We start from the raw sequence: 17,138 nt of genomic DNA on the forward strand, positions 1-17,138 counted from the left end.
CGCACGGGAGGGCCGGGCGGGAGCGTACGGGGCCGCCTGGTCCGCCCGGGACTGGACAACCAATCATCCCATGATTCTATGATGGGTCTCATGGCGAGCGAGGAAACCACGACGGCATCCATGACGGCACGACCGACGGCACCCGGCCGGACCCCCGCGAACGCCACGCGCGCGTGGACGGTGCGGCTGGCGGTCCTCGGCATCCTGCTGGCCGCGGTCAACCTCCGCCCCGCCATCACCAGCCTCGGCGCGCTCCTGGAGGAGGTCCGCGACGGGCTCGGCATGAGCGGCAGCGTGGCCGGACTGCTCACCTCCGTACCCCCGCTGTGCTTCGCCGTCTTCGGTGTGATGGCCCCCCGTCTCGCGCGCCGCTTCGGCCCGGCGGCGGTGGTCTGCGCCGGCATGGTCGCCATCACGGCCGGCCTGCTGATACGGCCGTACGCCGGGGGTACGGCCGGCTTCCTGGCCGCCAGTGCGCTCGCGCTCATGGGCATCGCGGTCAGCAACGTGCTGATGCCGGTCATCGTCAAGCGCTGGTTCCCCGACCGGGTCGGCTCCATGACCGGCCTGTACTCGATGGCCCTCGCCGCCGGCACCTCGGTCGCCGCCGCGGTGACCGTGCCCATGACCGATGCGCTGGGCGGCAGTTGGCAGTCCGGGCTCGCCGTGTGGGCCGGGCTCGCGGCGGTCGCGGTGCTGCCGTGGATTCCGTTGGTACGGGGCCGGGGGATGCCGGAGCCGCCGGCCGGGGCACGCGCGCGTGCGGACCGGCAGCCCCCCGCCCTGAAGATCACCCGCAGCCGCACCGCCTGGGCGCTCGCCGTGTTCTTCGGACTGCAGGCCACCGCCGCCTACATCACGATGGGCTGGATGCCGCAGATCTTCCGGGACGCGGGCGTGCCCGCGAGCACGGCCGGAGTGCTGCTGGCCGTCACCATGGTGATGGGCGTGCCGCTGGCCTTCGTCATCCCGCGCGTGGCCACCCGGCTGCCGCACCAGGGCCCGATCGTGATCGTGCTGGGCGTCTGCGGCCTCGCCGGGTACGCCGGCCTGTACCTCGCCCCCGCCGGCGGCGCCTGGGCCTGGGCCCTGCTGCTCGGCGTCTCCAACTGCTCCTTCCCGCTCGCCCTCACGATGGTCGGGATGCGGTCCAGGACCGGCGCGGGCGTCGTCCAGCTCTCCGCCTTCGCCCAGAGCACCGGCTACCTCATCTCCATCCCGGGCCCGCTGCTGGTGGGCGTGCTCTACCAGCAGGGCGGCGGCTGGGGTCTGCCGATCGCCCTCATGGTCGGCCTGATGATCCCGCAGATGGCGGTGGGCGTCCTGGCGGGCCGCGACCGCACGGTGGAGGACGAGGCGGCCTCCGCGACCGGCTGACTCCGCCGCCCGGCGGACGCCCACGGCGACGCGCCGGGGCCACCCCGCCCGATCCGTCCCCCTCGGCGGGTGCCACACTGACCTCATGCCAGTGCTCGAACCGAACCCCCAGAACGGTCAGAAGAAGATGCTGATCGTCTTCGGCTCGTTCTTCGCCATCTTCATCGTCATCGCCGTCATCGCGACCCTCGCGTCACCCTGACCACCGCCCCGGCGGCCGATGGTGGGGCTAGCCCCCCATCCCCTAGGGGGCGAGGGTCAGGGTCAAGTGGGTGGATCACCGGATGGGTCGGCGACCGCGGATTCCGTAGTTTCGAGGTGTGGCCGCGAGGGGCGGCCAGCAGACCCCGGAGACCAGCGGAGGCGATCATGCCGGCCCGAACGCACACCCGGCCCCACCCGGCGACCCCGGGCCGCGTCGACATCCGGCTGCCCTGGTGGGCCCTCGCCCTGCCCGCGCTCGCCTTCGTCTCCCTGTTCGTGCTGATACTGAACCCGGCGGACGCCCACGCGGCCACCGGCGACCCGGCCGTCACCCACCTCTTCGAGCGCGTCCAGCAGATCTTCACCCGCTGACGCCGGTGCCTGCGGACCCGGTAAAGCCGCATGTCAACTCCCTGCGCCCGATGGCCTGTTTCATGCGAAGCTGGGTGCCATGAGCGTCGCAGAACCCCGCAGGATTGTCTTCTTCCGCCATGCGAAAGCCGACTGGCCACAGGTGACCGATCACGAGCGACCGCTCGCTGACCGGGGCCGTACGGACGCCGCCGTCGCCGGACGCAAGCTGGCGGACAGCGGCATCACCTTCGATCTGGCCCTGTGCTCCACCTCCGTGCGCACCCGGGAGACCTGGAAGCTCGCCGTCCATGAACTTGCGCACCGGCCGAAAACCATCTACGAGGAGCGGGTGTACGAGGCCTCGCCGGGCGAGCTGATCGCCGTGCTCAACGAGGTGCCCGACGACGCGCAGAACGTGATCCTGATCGGTCACAACCCCGGCGTGCACGGCGTGACCGAGATCCTGGCCGGCACCGCCGAGGGCGACGCCCGTGAGCGGATGAACCGCCGCGGCTTTCCCGCCGCCGCCTTCGCGGTGGTGACGTACGAGGGCTCCTGGAAGACCCTGGAGCCCGGTGCGGCCACGCTTGCGGACTACTGGGCACCCTCCGAATGAGACCGCCGCACGGCCGCCGTACGACGACTGCCTTCTGAAGCGGGACGACAAGGGCCCGGCACCGATCTCCCCGGTGCCGGGCCCCCGTACTGCGCTCGGCCTGCGACCGGCCGGGCAGGTCAGCTCTCGTCGTGGGTGTCCGCCGCCTCGACCTCCTCGCGGGTGACGCCCAGCAGATACAGCACCGTGTCCAGGAAGGGGAAGTTCACCGCCGTGTGCGCGGCCTCGCGCACCACCGGCTTGGCGTTGAAGGCGACACCGAGCCCGGCCGCGTTCAGCATGTCCAGGTCGTTGGCGCCGTCACCGATGGCCACCGTCTGCGCCAGCGGCACACCCGCCTCGGCGGCGAACCGGCGCAGCAGCCGCGCCTTGCCCGCCCGGTCCACGATCTCGCCGGTCACCCGGCCGGTCAGCTTCCCGTCGACGATCTCCAGCGTGTTGGCCTGGGCGAAGTCCAGCCCCAGCCGCTCCTTCAGATCGTCGGTGACCTGGGTGAAACCGCCCGAGACGACCCCGACTTGGTAGCCGAGCCGCTTCAGCGTGCGGATCAGGGTCCGGGCCCCCGGCGTCAGCCGCACCTCGGCGCGCACCTTCTGCACGACCGACTCGTCCAGCCCCGCCAGCAGCGCCACGCGCGCGTGCAGCGACTGCTCGAAGTCCAGCTCGCCGCGCATCGCGGCCGCCGTCACCTCGGCGACCCGGTCCTCGCAGCCGGCGTGCGCGGCGAAGAGCTCGATCACCTCGTCCTGGATGAGCGTCGAGTCGACGTCCATGACGACCAGCCGCTGGGCGCGCCGGTGCAGGCCCGCAGCGACGACCGCCATGTCCACGCCGAGCTCGGCCGCGTCGGAGGCCAGAGCGGTGCGCAGCGGCTCGGTCTCCACACCGGACACCGCGAACTCGACCGCCGTCACCGGGTACTTGGCGAGCCGGAAGATACGGTCGATGTTGCCGCCGGTCTTGGCGATCCGGGCGGCGATGGCGGCCGTCGACTCGGCGGTCAGGGGGTGGCCGAGGACGGTGACCAGGGAGCGGCCGAGACCGCGCGGCCGGTTGTCGCCGAGGCCGGAGATGATCTCCGCCTGCATCTTCATCGACTCGGCCCAGCTGTGCACGGTCGCCCTGAGGTCGCCCTCGAGCCCCGCCGGAGGCTGGGTCACGAGCGCGCACAGCACCAGGCGGCCTCGCGTGACGACCTGCTCGATGTCGACCACGTCGACCATGTAGGCGGCAAGGGTGTCGAAGAGGCCGGCCGTGATGCCCGGCCTGTCCTTGCCGAAAATCTTGACGAGGAGAGTGGGGACCTCGGAGGTCTGCGGATCGCTCATGGTGTAACCACCGTAACCGGCGCCTTGTGGCCGCGGCGCAGGTGGTCCGCCTGACGGACACGGAACAATAAGTGTCGGGCCGGTGTCGGAGGCCTTGCTTCTGGACTACGGACGAACGCGCGTGCGATGCCGACGCGGGGAAGCGGGGTGCCCCCGGCCGCGACTTCACACACGGTTCGGCGTCCGGTCACCCACGCGGCGACCGGCCTCACCGATTGGGCCGCCTGGGGGGAGGCGGTGGCGGGGGAGGTGGGGGAGGTGGCGGCGGAGGTCCGGCGTTCGGACCACCCGGGGATCCGTCACCCCGCCGTGCCCCCGGCCGCCGAGGGGAGCGGGGCGGCGGGTCGAACGGCCGGGCCATGGTGGGAGCGCCGTACACATCGCCGGGGTCGGACGGTACGTCGGGGGGGTCTCCGTCGTCACCGGTCCGGCTCTCCTGCGACGACCGCCGGCCGTCGGTGTGCCCCGCCTCGGCCGGGGGCGGCGCGGCCGGTGGCCCCCGGTGGCCCGGGGCGGCCGCACCGCCCGCCGGTGCCGCACCCCACCCCGGCACTCCCTCGGCCCTCGGCGCCGAGCCGCCGTACCGCTCCGGTCCCTGCCGCCTGTCGTACGACTGCTGGGCCTGCGGTTCGGCATAGGGCTGACGGTTCGACGATTCCCCGTATGCGTCCTGGGCATGTCGTCCGTCGTACGGCGACGGCCATCCCTCCGCCTTGTCGGGCCGGGCCCCTCGGTCGTGTCCCGGTTCCCGCAGTTCCTCCGGCACCTGGAGATACGGATTCGTGTGCGGATTCGGCGGACGGTGCGGTGTACCCGGCGCGTAAGGCCCCGCAACCCCGCTCCCGGCCCGCTCCGGAGCCCGGGCGCCTCCCGGACGCACCGGCCCGTCGCCCGCGCCGCCGGTTCCCACCTCACCCAGCGCCAGCGGCGCCGCACGTGATCCGGCCGCGCCGGTCGCCCACGCCAGCAGCGCCCCCGCCGCTCCCGCCGCCGCACCCCAGGCCGCCCCGAGCAGCAACGCCATGCCCAACTGCCCGTGCAGTTGGATGCCCGCGCCGAACGCGTCGAAGCCGAGCACCGACAGCGAGGCGTCCACGGACACGCCCGCCAGCCAGGCCAGCAGCGGCAGCGTGAGCGCGGTCGCGACCCCCAGCCGCACGGCACACCGCCCGGCGAAACCGAGCGCCCCGGAACGGGGGCCCCGCCCGTCGGCACCACCCGCCCCGGCCCCCCGCCCCACCGGTGTCCGAACCGCCATGAACACCCCGGCCAGCAGCATCAGCAGGGCCGCCGCGACCCCCAGCAGCCACACCCGTCCGTCCAGGGCGGCCAGATGGCCCAGCGTCACCGACTGGTCGGACTTGGAGTTCAGGAGGTCGTCCAGGGGGTGGGGCAGGAACGCGGTCAGAACGCCCGTCGCCCTGCCGTCGAACGGCACGAGAAGGCCGATCGGGATGCCGAGCCAGACTCCGTTCGGAGCGCCGAGCAGGGCCGCGCCCATGATCCGCGCCGGGTGCGGGTCGCCGATCGCGGCGTAGGCGGCCGCCGCCCAGCCCGCCGCGACCGCCACCAGCAGCACGGTCACCAGCGCCGAGGCCGCCGGCCGTACCACCCGGTGGACGACCTCCCAGCCGCGCGGCAGCGGAGTGCGGCGCGAGGCCAGCAGGGCGATCAGCAGGATGCCCGCGCACCAGCCGAGGCCGCCGAGCAGGGTGGCCGCCGTGTCCACGCTGAAGCCGACCGCCGCGTTCGCGTGCACGAGGTCGCCGAGGTGGTCCGGCAGCAGTCCGCCGATGTCCCCGATGCCGGGGATCGTCAACCCGCCGCTGCCCGCGCCCGCTCCAGGGATCTTGTCCAGCCCGAGGGCACCGCCGTCGATGGTCACGACCGAGTGCCCCGCCCATGCCAGTCCGCCCAGCGTCGCCACGAACAGCACGACCACCGCGCCCGCGCGGGCGAGCAGTTCGGCCGGTGCGATCACAACTCCGGCCGTACGCAGGGACCGTAAGAAGAGCCATGACAGAAGGAGCGCACCGACCAGGCTCACGCCCAGTGGCGTGATCTCGATGGCCGTCGTGGCCTCCGCGCCCTTCAGGCCGAAAGCGGACAGATCTCCGTTCGGTGTGACCGCACCACCCGCCCCGAGCGCCACAACCGCCGCGGTCATCGGGCCCAGTGAGCCCGCCGCGTCGGCCCGCAGCAGATGCAGCCCCAGCGCGGCCGTACCCGCCATGCCGATCAACGCCCAGCTCACCGCGGCGATCGCGGACAGCAGGATGTCGGCCCACGGCAGCCGCACGCCGTCCCTCGCGTTCTCGACTCCCGTGCCAGACGTGCCAGATGTACCAGAACTCATGGCAGACCCCCCGATCCGCAGACGCCCCGGGCCGCTCCGTCGCGCTTGTCCCCCTCGCGTGGATTACCACTCTCCGGCCCGGTTTCAACCCCGTCAACGGAAAGAGTTGAAGCGCTCGCACGGGCCCTCCACAAGGCCCGACTTTCGGTCAGAGGGCCGAGCCTGAAATAGTTCCCGACGATGTTCGACATCCCTAGACTCCCTGTGATGGGGGTAACTCGGGGGACTACTCATGGGGCTTGGAGTGCCGGAACTCGTACTGGAATCAAACGGACGTACCTGGACGCTCGATACGGCCAGGTCATACACCCTCGGACGCGACCCGCAGGGGGACATCGTGTTCGACGACGCCAGGGTCTCCTGGCGGCACGCCACGATCAGCTTCGACGGGCGCAGTTGGGTCATCGAGGACCATGGCAGCACCAACGGCACCTTCGTGGAGAGCCGGCGTGTGCAGCGGACGGAGATCGGCCCGGGTGCGGCCGTGCACCTCGGCAACGCGAACGACGGACCGCGCCTGAGTCTCTCCGGCACCGCGGCCGCCGTCGCACAACCGCAGCCCCAGCAGCAGCCGTTCGCGGCGCAGGGCGCGGGCGGCGCGGGCTGGTCCCAGCCGCCGGCCGCACAGCAGCAGCCGGCTTCCCAGCAGGGCTGGCAGCAGGCTCCGCCGGCGATCCCGCAGCAGCAGGGCGCCCCGGCCATGGCCTCCGGCGGTGGCGCGGGGGTGCCGCCGGTCTACGGGGACCGCAGCCCGACCACGTTCCACCAGTTCTCCATCGGCCGCGTGATGCGTATCGGCCGTGCCCTGGACAACGAGCTGGTCGTCTCCGACCTGCAGGTCTCGCGCCACCACGCCGAGTTCCACTCGACGCCCGACGGCCGTATGGAGATCCGCGACCTGGGCTCGCACAACGGCACGTACGTCAACGGTCAGCCGATCTCCAAGGGCGGCACGGCGGTCCTCGATGCGAACGACATCGTCGGCGTCGGCCACTCCACCTTCCGGATCGTCGGCGACCGGCTGGAGGAGTTCGTCGACACCGGTGAGGTCTCCTTCTCCGCACGCCACCTGACCGTCACGGTCGACGGCGGCAAGCAGATCCTCAAGGACGTCTCCTTCGGCGTCCCGGAGAAGTCCGTGATCGCGGTCATCGGCCCGTCCGGCTCCGGCAAGTCGACGCTGCTCAAGGCGCTCACCGGCTACCGCCCCGCCAACGAGGGCGAGGTGCTGTACGACAACCGCAACCTGTACAAGCAGTTCGCCGAGCTGCGCCAGCGCATCGGTCTGGTCCCGCAGGACGACATCCTGCACAAGGAGCTGACCGTCAAGAAGGCCCTGAAGTACGCGGCCAAGCTGCGCTTCCCGGCCGACACCACGGGCGAGGAGCGCGAGGCCCGCATAGACGAGGTGCTGCGCGAGCTGAAGCTGGACATCCACAAGGAGAAGAAGGTCACCTCCCTCTCCGGCGGCCAGCGCAAGCGGGTGTCGGTGGCCCTGGAGCTGCTCACCAAGCCGTCGCTGATCTTCCTCGACGAGCCCACCTCGGGCCTCGATCCGGGCATGGACCGCGATGTCATGCAGCTGCTGCGGGGCCTCGCCGACGACGGCCGCACCGTCCTCGTCGTCACCCACTCGGTGGCCGAGCTGGCGCTGTGCGACAAGCTGCTGGTGATGGCGCCGGGCGGCGCGGTCGCCTACTTCGGCCCGCCCGAGGAGGCGCTGAACTTCTTCGGCTACGACAGCTGGGCCGATGTCTTCTCCGCCTTCGAGAACTACCGCGACTACGACTGGGCGGGACGCTGGAAGGGCTCGCAGCACTACCAGATGTACGCCGCGGACATCGACGCGATTGCGCCGCAGTCCGTACAGATGCCTCCGATGCAGGTGATGAAGCCGAAGAAGCCGCAGAGCTGGGGGTCGCAGCTGCTGACCCTCGTCCGGCGGTATGTGTCGGTCATCGCCTCCGACAAGGGCTTCCTGGCGCTGACGGTGATCCTGCCGGCGGTGCTCGGCGCGGTCAGCCTGCTCATCGACAGCGACAAGACGCTGCTGGTGAACCCGGTCAACCACAAGACCGGTATCCCCGTGCCCAACGGCACGGCGACCACGGTCCTGCTGATCCTCGCGGTCGGCGCCTGTTTCGCGGGTGCCGCGAACTCCGTGCGTGAGCTGATCAAGGAACGGGTCATCTACGAACGGGAGCGCGCGGTCGGCCTGTCCCGGTCGGCGTACCTGATGTCCAAGGTGGTCGTGCTCGGTGTGATCACCGTGCTGCAGGGCCTGATGGTCGGCCTGATCGGCTTCTCCAGCCGCACGATCCCCGACCAGGGCGTGATCCTCGGCCACTCCACCCTCTTCGAGCTGTGCATCCCGATCATGGGGCTCGGCTTCACCTCGATGATGTTCGGCCTGGTCATCTCCTCGCTGGTGAAGACGTCCGAGAAGACCATGCCGCTGCTGGTGATGTTCGCGATCGTCCAGGTCGTGTTCACCGGCTGCCTGTTCAACCTGAACGGCGCGGTCGGCGTGAACCAGGTCTCGTTCCTGATGCCGTCCCGCTGGGCGGTGGCCGCCGACGGCGCCACGCTGGACTTCAACAACATCGCGCCCAACACCGACGACCCCACCAGCAAGGACCCGCTGTGGAGCCACACGGCCGGCGCCTGGACCATGGACATGGCCGCGCTGATCGTCATCGGTGTGATCTGCGGCTTCCTGGTGGCCCGCTTCCTGCGCCGCCACGAGCCCGAGGTCATGCGCAAGTAGCGCATCCGGAGTCCGTACGACGCCGAAGGGCGGCACCCCGCAGTGGGGTGCCGCCCTTCGGCATGCCGGTGCTGAGGTCCGCGTCTGCCTCAGTACGCGCTGTTGACGTTGTCGATCGAGCCGTACCGGTGGGCCGCGTAGTTGGCGGCGGCGGTGATGTTGGCGACCGGGTTGTAGATGTTCCAGGACGTGCCGGAGACGTGGTACGCGCTGAAGGTCGGCGGGATCACCTGCAGCAGGCCCTTGGAGGGGATGCCGTTGATGGCGTTGATGTCCCAGTTGTTGATGGCCATCGGGTTGCCGGAGGACTCCCGCATGATGTTGCGGTGCAGGCCGTTGTAGGAGCCCGGGATGCCCTTGGCCTTCATGATGTCGAGGGCCTGGCGGATCCAGCCGTCGAGGTTGTTGGCGTAGGTCGTCGCGGCGACCTGCTGGATCTGCGGGCGCTCGGCGGACCGGTTGGCGGCCTGTGCGGCGGCACGCACCTGGGCGGCCTGCTGCTTCGCCTGGACCGCGACGTGCTGGACGTGGGCCACGTGGGCGAGGCTCGCCGTGGCCACGGCCTGCTTGGCGGCGATGGCCTCGACCTTGACGTTCTGGAGCGCGAGCTGGTCGGTGACCGTGCCCTTGACGTCCTTGATCTGCTGCGTGCCGTAGGCCACGTTGGCCGCGGTCTGGGGTGCGCCGGTCACGATCGTCTCGGCGCTGCTGGGCACAGCGGAGAAGGCGATGGCGGCGGCACCGAGCGCGGCTACACCGGCGAGCGCGACCTTGTGGTGCTTGGTCAGCGCGGGACTGGGACTGTGGGCGTGCTTGGGCATGGCAGTGGACCTCTTCGAATAGCGCGGAGGTCGCTCGTTGTCCGTGGGGGAGACCGGCTCCTCCGGCACGAACACCGCGGGGGAACCCGCCGTGCTGAGCGACGAGAGCAATTCTTAGCGGCCGCAAAATTCCCTGGCAAAGGTGTGACCTACGATCCCGGGTAGTGGAGCCGGGATGGGCAAAACGGGACAGACTAGGTCGTCTGCCCCGTTCATTCGGGGACCCTTTATCTCCTATGTCCGTTCGTACGTGATGTGCACCCTATGTGCGGGCTCACATCGTCCGTACATCAATCTCACAAGGAGTTGCTGGCGCAATGCTCTGTGTGAGGCTCCTCCTCCGGGAGGACGAGGTGCACGTCCCCGAACTCGTGCCACAGGTAGAGCCCGCGCAACGCCTCCTCATAACCGCGGTCGACCGCGGCCCGTCCCGCGACCGCCTCCAGCATCAGCAGATGCGAGGCCTCCGGCTCGTGCAGCCCGGTCAGCAGCCCGTCCACCACCCGCACCCCGCGACCGGGCGTCACGACCAGCTCCGTCCATCCCTCGGCCGCCCGCACCACTCCATCGGCCCCCGCGGCCGACTCCACGGCCCGCACGGCGGTCGTCCCCACGGCGACCACCCGCCCTTCTCCCGCTCTCACGTTGTTGATCAGCCGGGCCGACGCCTCCGGCACGGCGAACCGCTCCGCGTACGGCGGCTCGTGCGCCTCCGCCGACGACACCCCCGTGTGCAGCGTGATCGGCGCGAACTGCACACCCCGGCTCACCAGCTCCGCCACCAGCCGCGCGGTGAAGGGCCGCGCCGCACTCGGCATCTCCGCGCTCCCCGCCCCGTCCGCCGAAGACAGTGCGAACACCGTCTGGTAGACGGACAGCGGCTGGTCCCGCTCCGTATAGGAGTAACGAATGGGCCGCCCGTATTCCCGCAGCACCCCGCGTACGTCCGCCGCAGTCCGCGCCCACCACAGCCGCTCGCCCGCCCGGCTCAGCGGCTCCTCCAGGACCAGCCGTCCGCCCCCGGGCAGCCGCACCCCAGTCCCCGTGCGCGTACCCGCACGCGCGCGTGCCGTGCCGTCCCCGTCCGGCTCCCGCAGCTCCACCGCCCAGCGCCCGTCGTCCCCGCGCGTCGAGAAATGCACCACCACGCGCGCGTGCCCGATACGCCCGTCCACGGCGGCCGCCAGCGTCGGCGAGGTGTTCACCACCAGCAGGTCCCCGGCCCGCAGCAGCCGCGGCAGCTCGGCGAAGGCGTGGTGCGACACCGCCGTCCCCCGCGACACCAGCAGCCGAACGGCATCCCGGTCCAGCCCCGGCCCCCGCTGCTCGGCCGGCACCCGCGCGGACAGCTCCTCCGGCACCCTCAGAACGGTCGTCATCGCCCCTCCACCAGCGCGGGCGCCCCGTACCGCCCGCTGGCCGGCCGCTCGTCGAGCAGCCGCAGGAACGCCGGTACGACGGACTCCGGCGCCGGCCGTGGACCGTCGTCGTCCGGTACGGCCGCCGCGTACAGGCCGGTCGCCATGTCCCCGGGATCCACCGCCCACACCCGCAGCCCCGGCTCCTCGACGCCCAGCACGGCCGCCAGCTGGTCCAGGGCCGCCTTGGAGGCGCCGTAACCGCCCCAGGTCTCGTACGCCTCGGCGCCCGCGTCCGAGGTGACCGCGACCACCGCCCCGGCCGCCGACTCCCGCAGCAGCGGCAGCGCCTCCTGGACCAGGCCCAGCGCGGCCACCACGTTCACCTCCAGCGCCCGACGCAGCCCCGCCAGGGGCAGCTCGTCCAAGCGCACCAGCGGCTCGGCCCCCAGCGCGCTGGCGTTGCTCACCAGCAGGTCGACCCCGCCCAGCCCACGCGCGGCCGTCACCAGCTCGGCCCGGTGCCCGGCGTCCGTGACATCCCCGGGCAGCGCCGCCACCCGCGTCCCGTGCCCGGCGACGGCCTCCGCCGCCTCCTTCAGCGCCCCGGCGCCCCTGGCGTCCAGCACCAGGTCCCAGCCGCGCGCGGCCAGCGTCTCGGCCAGCGCCCGCCCCAGCCCCTTCGAGGCCCCCGTGATGATCGCTACCGGCATGACAACCGTCCCCTCGGCTCCGTCCGCCTCCGTCGGCGGTGCCCTCACCGTAGGAACGGGCCCGCCCCGGCCGCCTCGGACGCGGGCCGCAATCCGGCGGGGCCCTTCGGCCTACGCCGCAGGTCCGGCCGCGCGCCCTAGGTCTCCGGGCCTACGGCCACCGGCCCGTGCCCCGCCGCCATCGGTCCGATCCGCGTTGTCGGACCCCGCAGGTACCGTGAGGACATGAGTCAAGGTCCCCGGTCCGGCCTCGCCGCGGTGAGTTCCGCGCTGCTGGCCATGAGCAGGCATCTGGAGGTGCGCGACGTCCTCAAGACGATCGTCGCCTCCGCCCGTGAGCTGCTCGACGCGCAGTACGCCGCACTCGGGGTCCCCGACGACCACGGAGGCTTCGCCCAGTTCGTCGTCGACGGCGTCACCGACGCCCAGTGGAAGGCCATCGGCCCGCTCCCGCGCCAGCACGGCATCCTCGCCGCGATGCTCCGCGAGGCCAAGGTCGAGCGGCTGGCCGACGTCCGCAAGGACCCCCGCTTCGAGGGCTGGCCGTCCGCCCACCCCGAGATGTCCGACTTCCTGGGTCTGCCGATCCGCGACGGCGAGGAGATCATCGGTGCCCTGTTCCTCGCGAACAAGAACTGCCCCAAGCCTGAAGGCAGCTGCGGCTTCACCGCCGAGGACGAGGACCTGCTCTCCATCCTCGCCCAGCACGCGGCCATCGCCCTCACCAACGCCCGCCTCTACGAGCGCAGCCGCGAGCTGACCATCGCCGAGGAACGCTCCCGGCTCGCCCACGAGCTGCACGACGCGGTGAGCCAGAAGCTGTTCTCCCTGCGGCTGACCGCGCAGGCCGCCGCCGCCCTGGTCGACCGCGACCCCTCCCGCGCCAAGGGCGAGCTGCAGCAGGTGGCCGTGCTCGCCGCTGAGGCCGCCGACGAACTGCGCGCCGCCGTGGTCGAGTTGCGGCCCGCCGCCCTCGACGAGGACGGTCTGCTCGCCACCCTGCGCACCCAGGTCCAGGTCCTCGACCGCGCCCACACCGCGCGCGTGACCTTCGCCAGCAGCGGCTTCCGCGCCCTGCCCGCCGCCCAGGAGGAGGCGCTGCTCCGGGTGGCCCAGGAGGCGCTGCACAACGCGCTCCGGCACTCCGGGGCCGACCACGTCGACGTGACCGTCAACCGGCGCGGCGGCGGTGCCGTGCTGCGGGTCGCGGACGACGGCAGCGGCTTCGACCCGCACCTCACCCGCCGGGTCGGGCGCCATCTCGGCCTGGTCTCCATGCGGGACCGCGCGAGCGGTGCCGGCGGCACACTGACCGTGGAATCGGCGCCCGGCAAGGGCACCACGATCGAGATGGAGGTCCCCGGTGGCTGATGCGATCAGGGTGCTGCTGGTCGACGACCACCAGGTCGTCCGCCGGGGCCTGCGCACCTTCCTGGAGGTACAGGACGACATCGAGGTCGTCGGCGAGGCCGCCGACGGCGCCGAAGGGGTCGAGCGCGCCCAGGAGCTGGGCCCCGACGTCGTCCTCATGGACGTCAAGATGCCCGGTATGGACGGCGTGGAGGCGCTGCGCAGACTCCGCGAGCTCGACAACCCCGCGCGCGTGCTGATCGTCACCAGCTTCACCGAACAGCGCACGGTGGTACCGGCCCTGCGCGCGGGCGCCGCCGGTTACGTGTACAAGGACGTCGATCCCGACGCCCTTGCCACCGCCATCCGCTCGGTGCACGCCGGGCACGTCCTGCTCCAGCCCGAGGTGGCCGGCGCCCTGCTCTCCCAGGAGGAGGCCAACTCCGGTCAGGGCAGAGGCGGTTCGCTCACCGAGCGGGAGCGCGAGGTGCTCGGGCTGATCGCCGACGGCCGCTCCAACCGCGAGATAGCCCGCGCCCTGGTGCTCTCCGAGAAGACCGTCAAGACACACGTCTCGAACATCCTGATGAAACTCGACCTCGCCGACCGCACCCAGGCCGCCCTGTGGGCCGTTCGCCATGGCGTGACCGGCTGAAACGCCCTCCGCAACGCTTCACCGACGGCAACATGGAGGGTCGCCTTCCGGGCTGAGATTCATACCGTCGTGGGAATGTCACCCGGACGGCGCATCCTCTCCCGGCCACCGCCGTTCTTCAGTGCGTGCTGCGGCGACCGCCGCGGCGATCGCCAAGGAGGCTCAAGAAGTGAAGAACCTGAAGAAGGCAGCGGCCGTGACGATGGTGGCCGGCGGGATCATGGCCGCAGGCGCCGGGATGGCCTCCGCCCACACCGGCGGCGCCCACGCAGCCGGCGGCGCTCAGGGCTCTCCGGGCGTCGTCTCCGGCAACGTCATCCAGGTCCCGGTGCACATCCCGGTCAACGTCTGCGGCAACAGCGTGAACGTCGTCGGCGTACTGAACCCCGCGTTCGGCAACGTCTGCGTCAACCACTGACACGGCGCCGTACGACGGCATCCACCTCCGGCCTTCCGGGCGCCCCCGGAAGGCCGGTCGGGTTTTCGCGTCGGCGCCTTTCAGGCCCAGTAGTTCTTGGGGCCAGTGGGTTTTACGCCCAATGATCCGAACGGGCAGTGCGGCCCGCGGTCCCGTGCCGCCACGGTCCCTCCGGCGTTGACCAGCGCACGACCCACGGCCGGGTCGGACCCGCACACGCGGGAGGAACCCTTCCCATGAACATCGCCAAGAAGGCCGCCGTCGCCATGACGGTCGCCGGTATCGCCGCGGGCGCCGCCGCCGGTTCCGCCGCCGCCGACGCGGACGCCGGCGCCGCGGCCGTGAAGTCCGCGGGTGTCGGTTGCGGCCTGGTCGCCCAACTCCCGGTCAACGTCCCGGTCAACGCCACCGGCCTCTGCGTGAACGTGATCGGCCTGCTGAACCCGGCCTTCGGCAACACGTCGGTCAACAAGTAGGACCGGCAGGACCGTCGAGGGCCACGCCGACGGGCGCAGCCCTAACGCCCCCGCTCGCGCTCCTCCACCACGGAGTTGTAGGCCGCCACCTGCGCCCGCCGGGCCGTCCGCTCCACCGGGCGCAGCGCCACCGACCGCGCCGCCATCTCCGACGCGCTCACCGCACCCCCGTGCCCGTTCTCGTACGCCAGCGAGATCAGCAGCCCCACCCGCTGCGCCAGCTCCAGCACCCGCACCGCCCGCGGCGGATACCCGGGCGCCAGTACCTCCCGGCCTCGCTCGGCCCGCGCCCGGTACGCGTCGATCGCCGCCTCGGCCACCGGCCCCGACCCGGCCACGTCCAGCTTCGCCAGCACCTCGGTCGCGTCCCGCAGCGCCTCCGCCAGCTCCCGCTCGGCCTCGCCGAGCGACGGCACATCGGCGGGCGGCGCCTCCCGCACCGGCAGCACATGCCAGACCACCTCGACATGCACATCACCGGCCGGCCCGGCCTCGGACGCCTCCGGTACGAGCCCGAACGCGGCGCCGTGACAGATCACCGCCTCCTCGGCTTCCATGGCCCGCGCATTGAACTCCGGCGGCCCGCTCAGCCCCAGCGGATGCCCCGGCGCCGGCAGCGCGACCCGCAGCCCGGTCGCCCCCAGCGTCCGCAGCCGCCCGAGCGCCAGCGTGAGCCCGACCGGAGCGGACTCACCCGGTAGCCCCTCCACCCGGTGCACCGCGTCCTCGCCGACGATGGCGAGCACGGCGTCATCCGGAGAGACAAGTCCGGCCAATAGGGCATTTCCCCAAGCGGCGAGGCGTCCTGAACGCGGTTCCGAGAGCATGCCCCCACCCTAAGGACCGGACCGATGGAATGGAGCGCCGCACTCGTGGCGTAGATTTCGTAGGGGCTGCGCCCACCGGCGCCGCCGCCCGAGCCACAGGCGTACGCGACAGCCGAGACCGGCCACACTGCAAGGGGAGACAACGCGCTCATGAGCGATGTTCTGGAGCTTCAGGACGTATCTGTGGTCCGTGAGGGCCGGGCTCTGGTGGACCAGGTCTCCTGGTCGGTGAAGGAGGGCGAGCGCTGGGTCATCCTCGGCCCCAACGGCGCCGGCAAGACCACCCTCCTGAACATCGCCTCCAGCTACCTCTTCCCCAGCAAGGGCACCGCCACCATCCTCGGCGACACCCTCGGCAAGGTGGACGTCTTCGACCTGCGCCCCCGCATCGGCATGGCCGGCATCGCCATGGCCGAAAAGCTCCCCAAGCGCCAGACCGTCCTGGAGACCGTGCTCACCGCCGCCTACGGCATGACCGCCCACTGGCAGGAGGAGTACGACGAGGTCGACGAGCAGCGCGCCCGCGCCTTCCTCGACCGCCTCGGCATGACCGAGTACGTCGACCGTCGCTTCGGCACCCTCTCCGAGGGCGAGCGCAAGCGCACCCTGATCGCCCGCGCCCTGATGACCGACCCCGAACTGCTCCTCCTGGACGAGCCCGCCGCCGGCCTCGACCTCGGCGGCCGGGAGGACCTGGTCCGCCGCCTCGGCCGGCTCGCCCGCGACCCGATCGCCCCCTCCATGATCATGGTCACCCACCATGTCGAGGAGATCGCCCCCGGCTTCACCCATGTCCTCATGATCCGCCAGGGCAAGGTCCTCGCCGCCGGCCCGCTGGAGCTCGAACTCACCTCCCGCAACCTCTCCCTCTGCTTCGGCCTCCCGCTCATTGTCGAGCAGCTCGGCGACCGCTGGACCGCCCACGGACTGCCCCTGTCCTGACGGGCCTTGGCCCGGTAAAGCACCCTGTCGGGGGCGGCACCCCCGGCCCTACCATGACGATGTGAACAACATCGACGCATGGGTGTGGTGGCTCGTCGTCGCGGCGGCACTCGGCATCCCGCTCGTGGTGACCGCGATGCCGGAGTTCGGCATGTTCGCGGCCGGCGCTGTGGTCGCCGCCGGCACCGCCGGACTCGGCGCGGGCGTCGTGCTCCAAGTACTCGTCTTCGTCGTCGTCTCGGTCGCCCTGATCGCCGTGGTACGGCCCATCGCGAACCGGCATGCCCTCCAGCGCCCCCAACTCGCCACCGGCGTCGATGCGTTGAAGGGCAAACAAGCGGTCGTACTCGAACGCGTCGACGGCGCGGACGGACGGATCAAGCTCGCCGGCGAGATCTGGTCGGCGCGCTCCCTCCACCCGGACCGCGCCTACGAAGTGGGCCAGGAAGTGGATGTCGTGGAGATCGAGGGGGCCACGGCGATCGTCATCTGACCTCGTAAGACTCAACTGAACAGAAGAGTCCCCGAGTTGCGCGTGCGTCTGTCAGACTCATCCAGCAAGATCTTCAACAACCA

General features: G+C 71.7%; 17 protein-coding genes. 11 read left to right on the forward strand and 6 right to left on the reverse strand.

What is annotated here, in order from left to right; all coding sequences use genetic code 11:
• Positions 1-78: 78 nt before the first annotated feature.
• From EDD90_RS41195 to EDD90_RS41205, 4 genes are all read left to right on the forward strand, one after another.
• Entirely contained in the window at positions 79-1,377 is a 1,299-nt protein-coding gene (locus EDD90_RS41195) for a CynX/NimT family MFS transporter (protein ID WP_123978189.1), read from the forward strand.
• An 85-nt stretch (positions 1,378-1,462) separates the two neighbouring features.
• Positions 1,463-1,579, forward strand: coding sequence for an SGM_5486 family transporter-associated protein (locus EDD90_RS57850; protein WP_260328452.1), 117 nt, complete (start codon positions 1,463-1,465; stop codon positions 1,577-1,579).
• Between the two features lie 167 nt (positions 1,580-1,746).
• Positions 1,747-1,953: a hypothetical protein gene (locus EDD90_RS41200; protein ID WP_123978190.1), complete on the forward strand. Its 207-nt coding sequence runs from the start codon at positions 1,747-1,749 to the stop codon at positions 1,951-1,953.
• A 79-nt stretch (positions 1,954-2,032) separates the two neighbouring features.
• Positions 2,033-2,551: a histidine phosphatase family protein gene (locus EDD90_RS41205; protein ID WP_123978191.1), complete on the forward strand. Its 519-nt coding sequence runs from the start codon at positions 2,033-2,035 to the stop codon at positions 2,549-2,551.
• Positions 2,552-2,670: 119 nt separating this feature from the next.
• Here the strand turns inward: EDD90_RS41205 and serB are convergent, their stop codons facing one another.
• Entirely contained in the window at positions 2,671-3,879 is a 1,209-nt protein-coding gene (gene serB, locus EDD90_RS41210; protein ID WP_123978192.1) for a phosphoserine phosphatase SerB, read from the reverse strand.
• A gap of 208 nt (positions 3,880-4,087) precedes the next feature.
• Complete coding sequence (locus tag EDD90_RS41215) at positions 4,088-6,235, reverse strand: streptophobe family protein (RefSeq protein WP_123978193.1); 2,148 nt, start codon at positions 6,233-6,235, stop codon at positions 4,088-4,090.
• Between the two features lie 232 nt (positions 6,236-6,467).
• On the opposite strand from EDD90_RS41215, the gene EDD90_RS41220 reads away from it, so the two are divergent.
• Positions 6,468-9,002, forward strand: a complete 2,535-nt coding sequence (locus tag EDD90_RS41220; protein ID WP_260328454.1) for an FHA domain-containing protein — start codon at positions 6,468-6,470, stop codon at positions 9,000-9,002.
• A gap of 89 nt (positions 9,003-9,091) precedes the next feature.
• Here the strand turns inward: EDD90_RS41220 and EDD90_RS41225 are convergent, their stop codons facing one another.
• From EDD90_RS41225 to EDD90_RS41235, 3 genes are all read right to left on the reverse strand, one after another.
• Positions 9,092-9,823 carry a transglycosylase SLT domain-containing protein gene (locus EDD90_RS41225; protein ID WP_123978194.1) on the reverse strand — a complete coding sequence of 244 codons (732 nt, stop codon included), beginning with the start codon at positions 9,821-9,823 and terminating at the stop codon, positions 9,092-9,094.
• A gap of 296 nt (positions 9,824-10,119) precedes the next feature.
• Positions 10,120-11,202, reverse strand: a complete 1,083-nt coding sequence (locus tag EDD90_RS41230; protein WP_123978195.1) for an S-adenosylmethionine:tRNA ribosyltransferase-isomerase — start codon at positions 11,200-11,202, stop codon at positions 10,120-10,122.
• Entirely contained in the window at positions 11,199-11,894 is a 696-nt protein-coding gene (locus EDD90_RS41235; protein WP_123978196.1) for an SDR family oxidoreductase, read from the reverse strand. The genes EDD90_RS41230 and EDD90_RS41235 overlap by 4 nt, the downstream gene beginning before the upstream one ends.
• 225 nt (positions 11,895-12,119) lie before the next feature.
• Between EDD90_RS41235 and EDD90_RS41240 the strand changes: the two genes are divergently transcribed.
• The 4 genes from EDD90_RS41240 to EDD90_RS41255 all read left to right on the forward strand — a co-directional run bounded on the left by EDD90_RS41240 (position 12,120) and on the right by EDD90_RS41255 (position 14,793).
• Positions 12,120-13,265 (forward strand): GAF domain-containing sensor histidine kinase, encoded by a 1,146-nt coding sequence (locus tag EDD90_RS41240; RefSeq protein WP_123978197.1) that lies wholly within the window; start codon positions 12,120-12,122, stop codon positions 13,263-13,265.
• Complete coding sequence (locus EDD90_RS41245; protein WP_123978198.1) at positions 13,258-13,899, forward strand: response regulator transcription factor; 642 nt, start codon at positions 13,258-13,260, stop codon at positions 13,897-13,899. Before EDD90_RS41240 ends, EDD90_RS41245 begins: the two co-directional genes overlap by 8 nt.
• A gap of 169 nt (positions 13,900-14,068) precedes the next feature.
• A complete protein-coding gene (locus EDD90_RS41250; protein WP_123982172.1) occupies positions 14,069-14,317 on the forward strand; it encodes a chaplin in 249 nt (82 codons plus the stop codon).
• A gap of 236 nt (positions 14,318-14,553) precedes the next feature.
• Positions 14,554-14,793: a chaplin gene (locus EDD90_RS41255; protein ID WP_123978199.1), complete on the forward strand. Its 240-nt coding sequence runs from the start codon at positions 14,554-14,556 to the stop codon at positions 14,791-14,793.
• A 41-nt stretch (positions 14,794-14,834) separates the two neighbouring features.
• Here the strand turns inward: EDD90_RS41255 and EDD90_RS41260 are convergent, their stop codons facing one another.
• Positions 14,835-15,620, reverse strand: a complete 786-nt coding sequence (locus EDD90_RS41260) for a hypothetical protein (protein WP_123978200.1) — start codon at positions 15,618-15,620, stop codon at positions 14,835-14,837.
• A 150-nt stretch (positions 15,621-15,770) separates the two neighbouring features.
• Here EDD90_RS41260 and EDD90_RS41265 point away from each other — a divergent pair, with 150 nt between their 5' ends.
• Together EDD90_RS41265 and EDD90_RS41270 are read left to right on the forward strand one after the other, a co-directional pair.
• Positions 15,771-16,562 (forward strand): ABC transporter ATP-binding protein, encoded by a 792-nt coding sequence (locus EDD90_RS41265; protein ID WP_123978201.1) that lies wholly within the window; start codon positions 15,771-15,773, stop codon positions 16,560-16,562.
• Between the two features lie 61 nt (positions 16,563-16,623).
• A complete protein-coding gene (locus EDD90_RS41270) occupies positions 16,624-17,055 on the forward strand; it encodes an NfeD family protein (protein WP_123978202.1) in 432 nt (143 codons plus the stop codon).
• The last annotated feature ends 83 nt before the right edge of the window (positions 17,056-17,138 follow it).

Source organism: Streptomyces sp. Ag109_O5-1 (assembly GCF_003814875.1).
In the GTDB taxonomy this organism is placed as follows: Bacteria; Actinomycetota; Actinomycetes; order Streptomycetales; family Streptomycetaceae; genus Streptomyces; species Streptomyces sasae.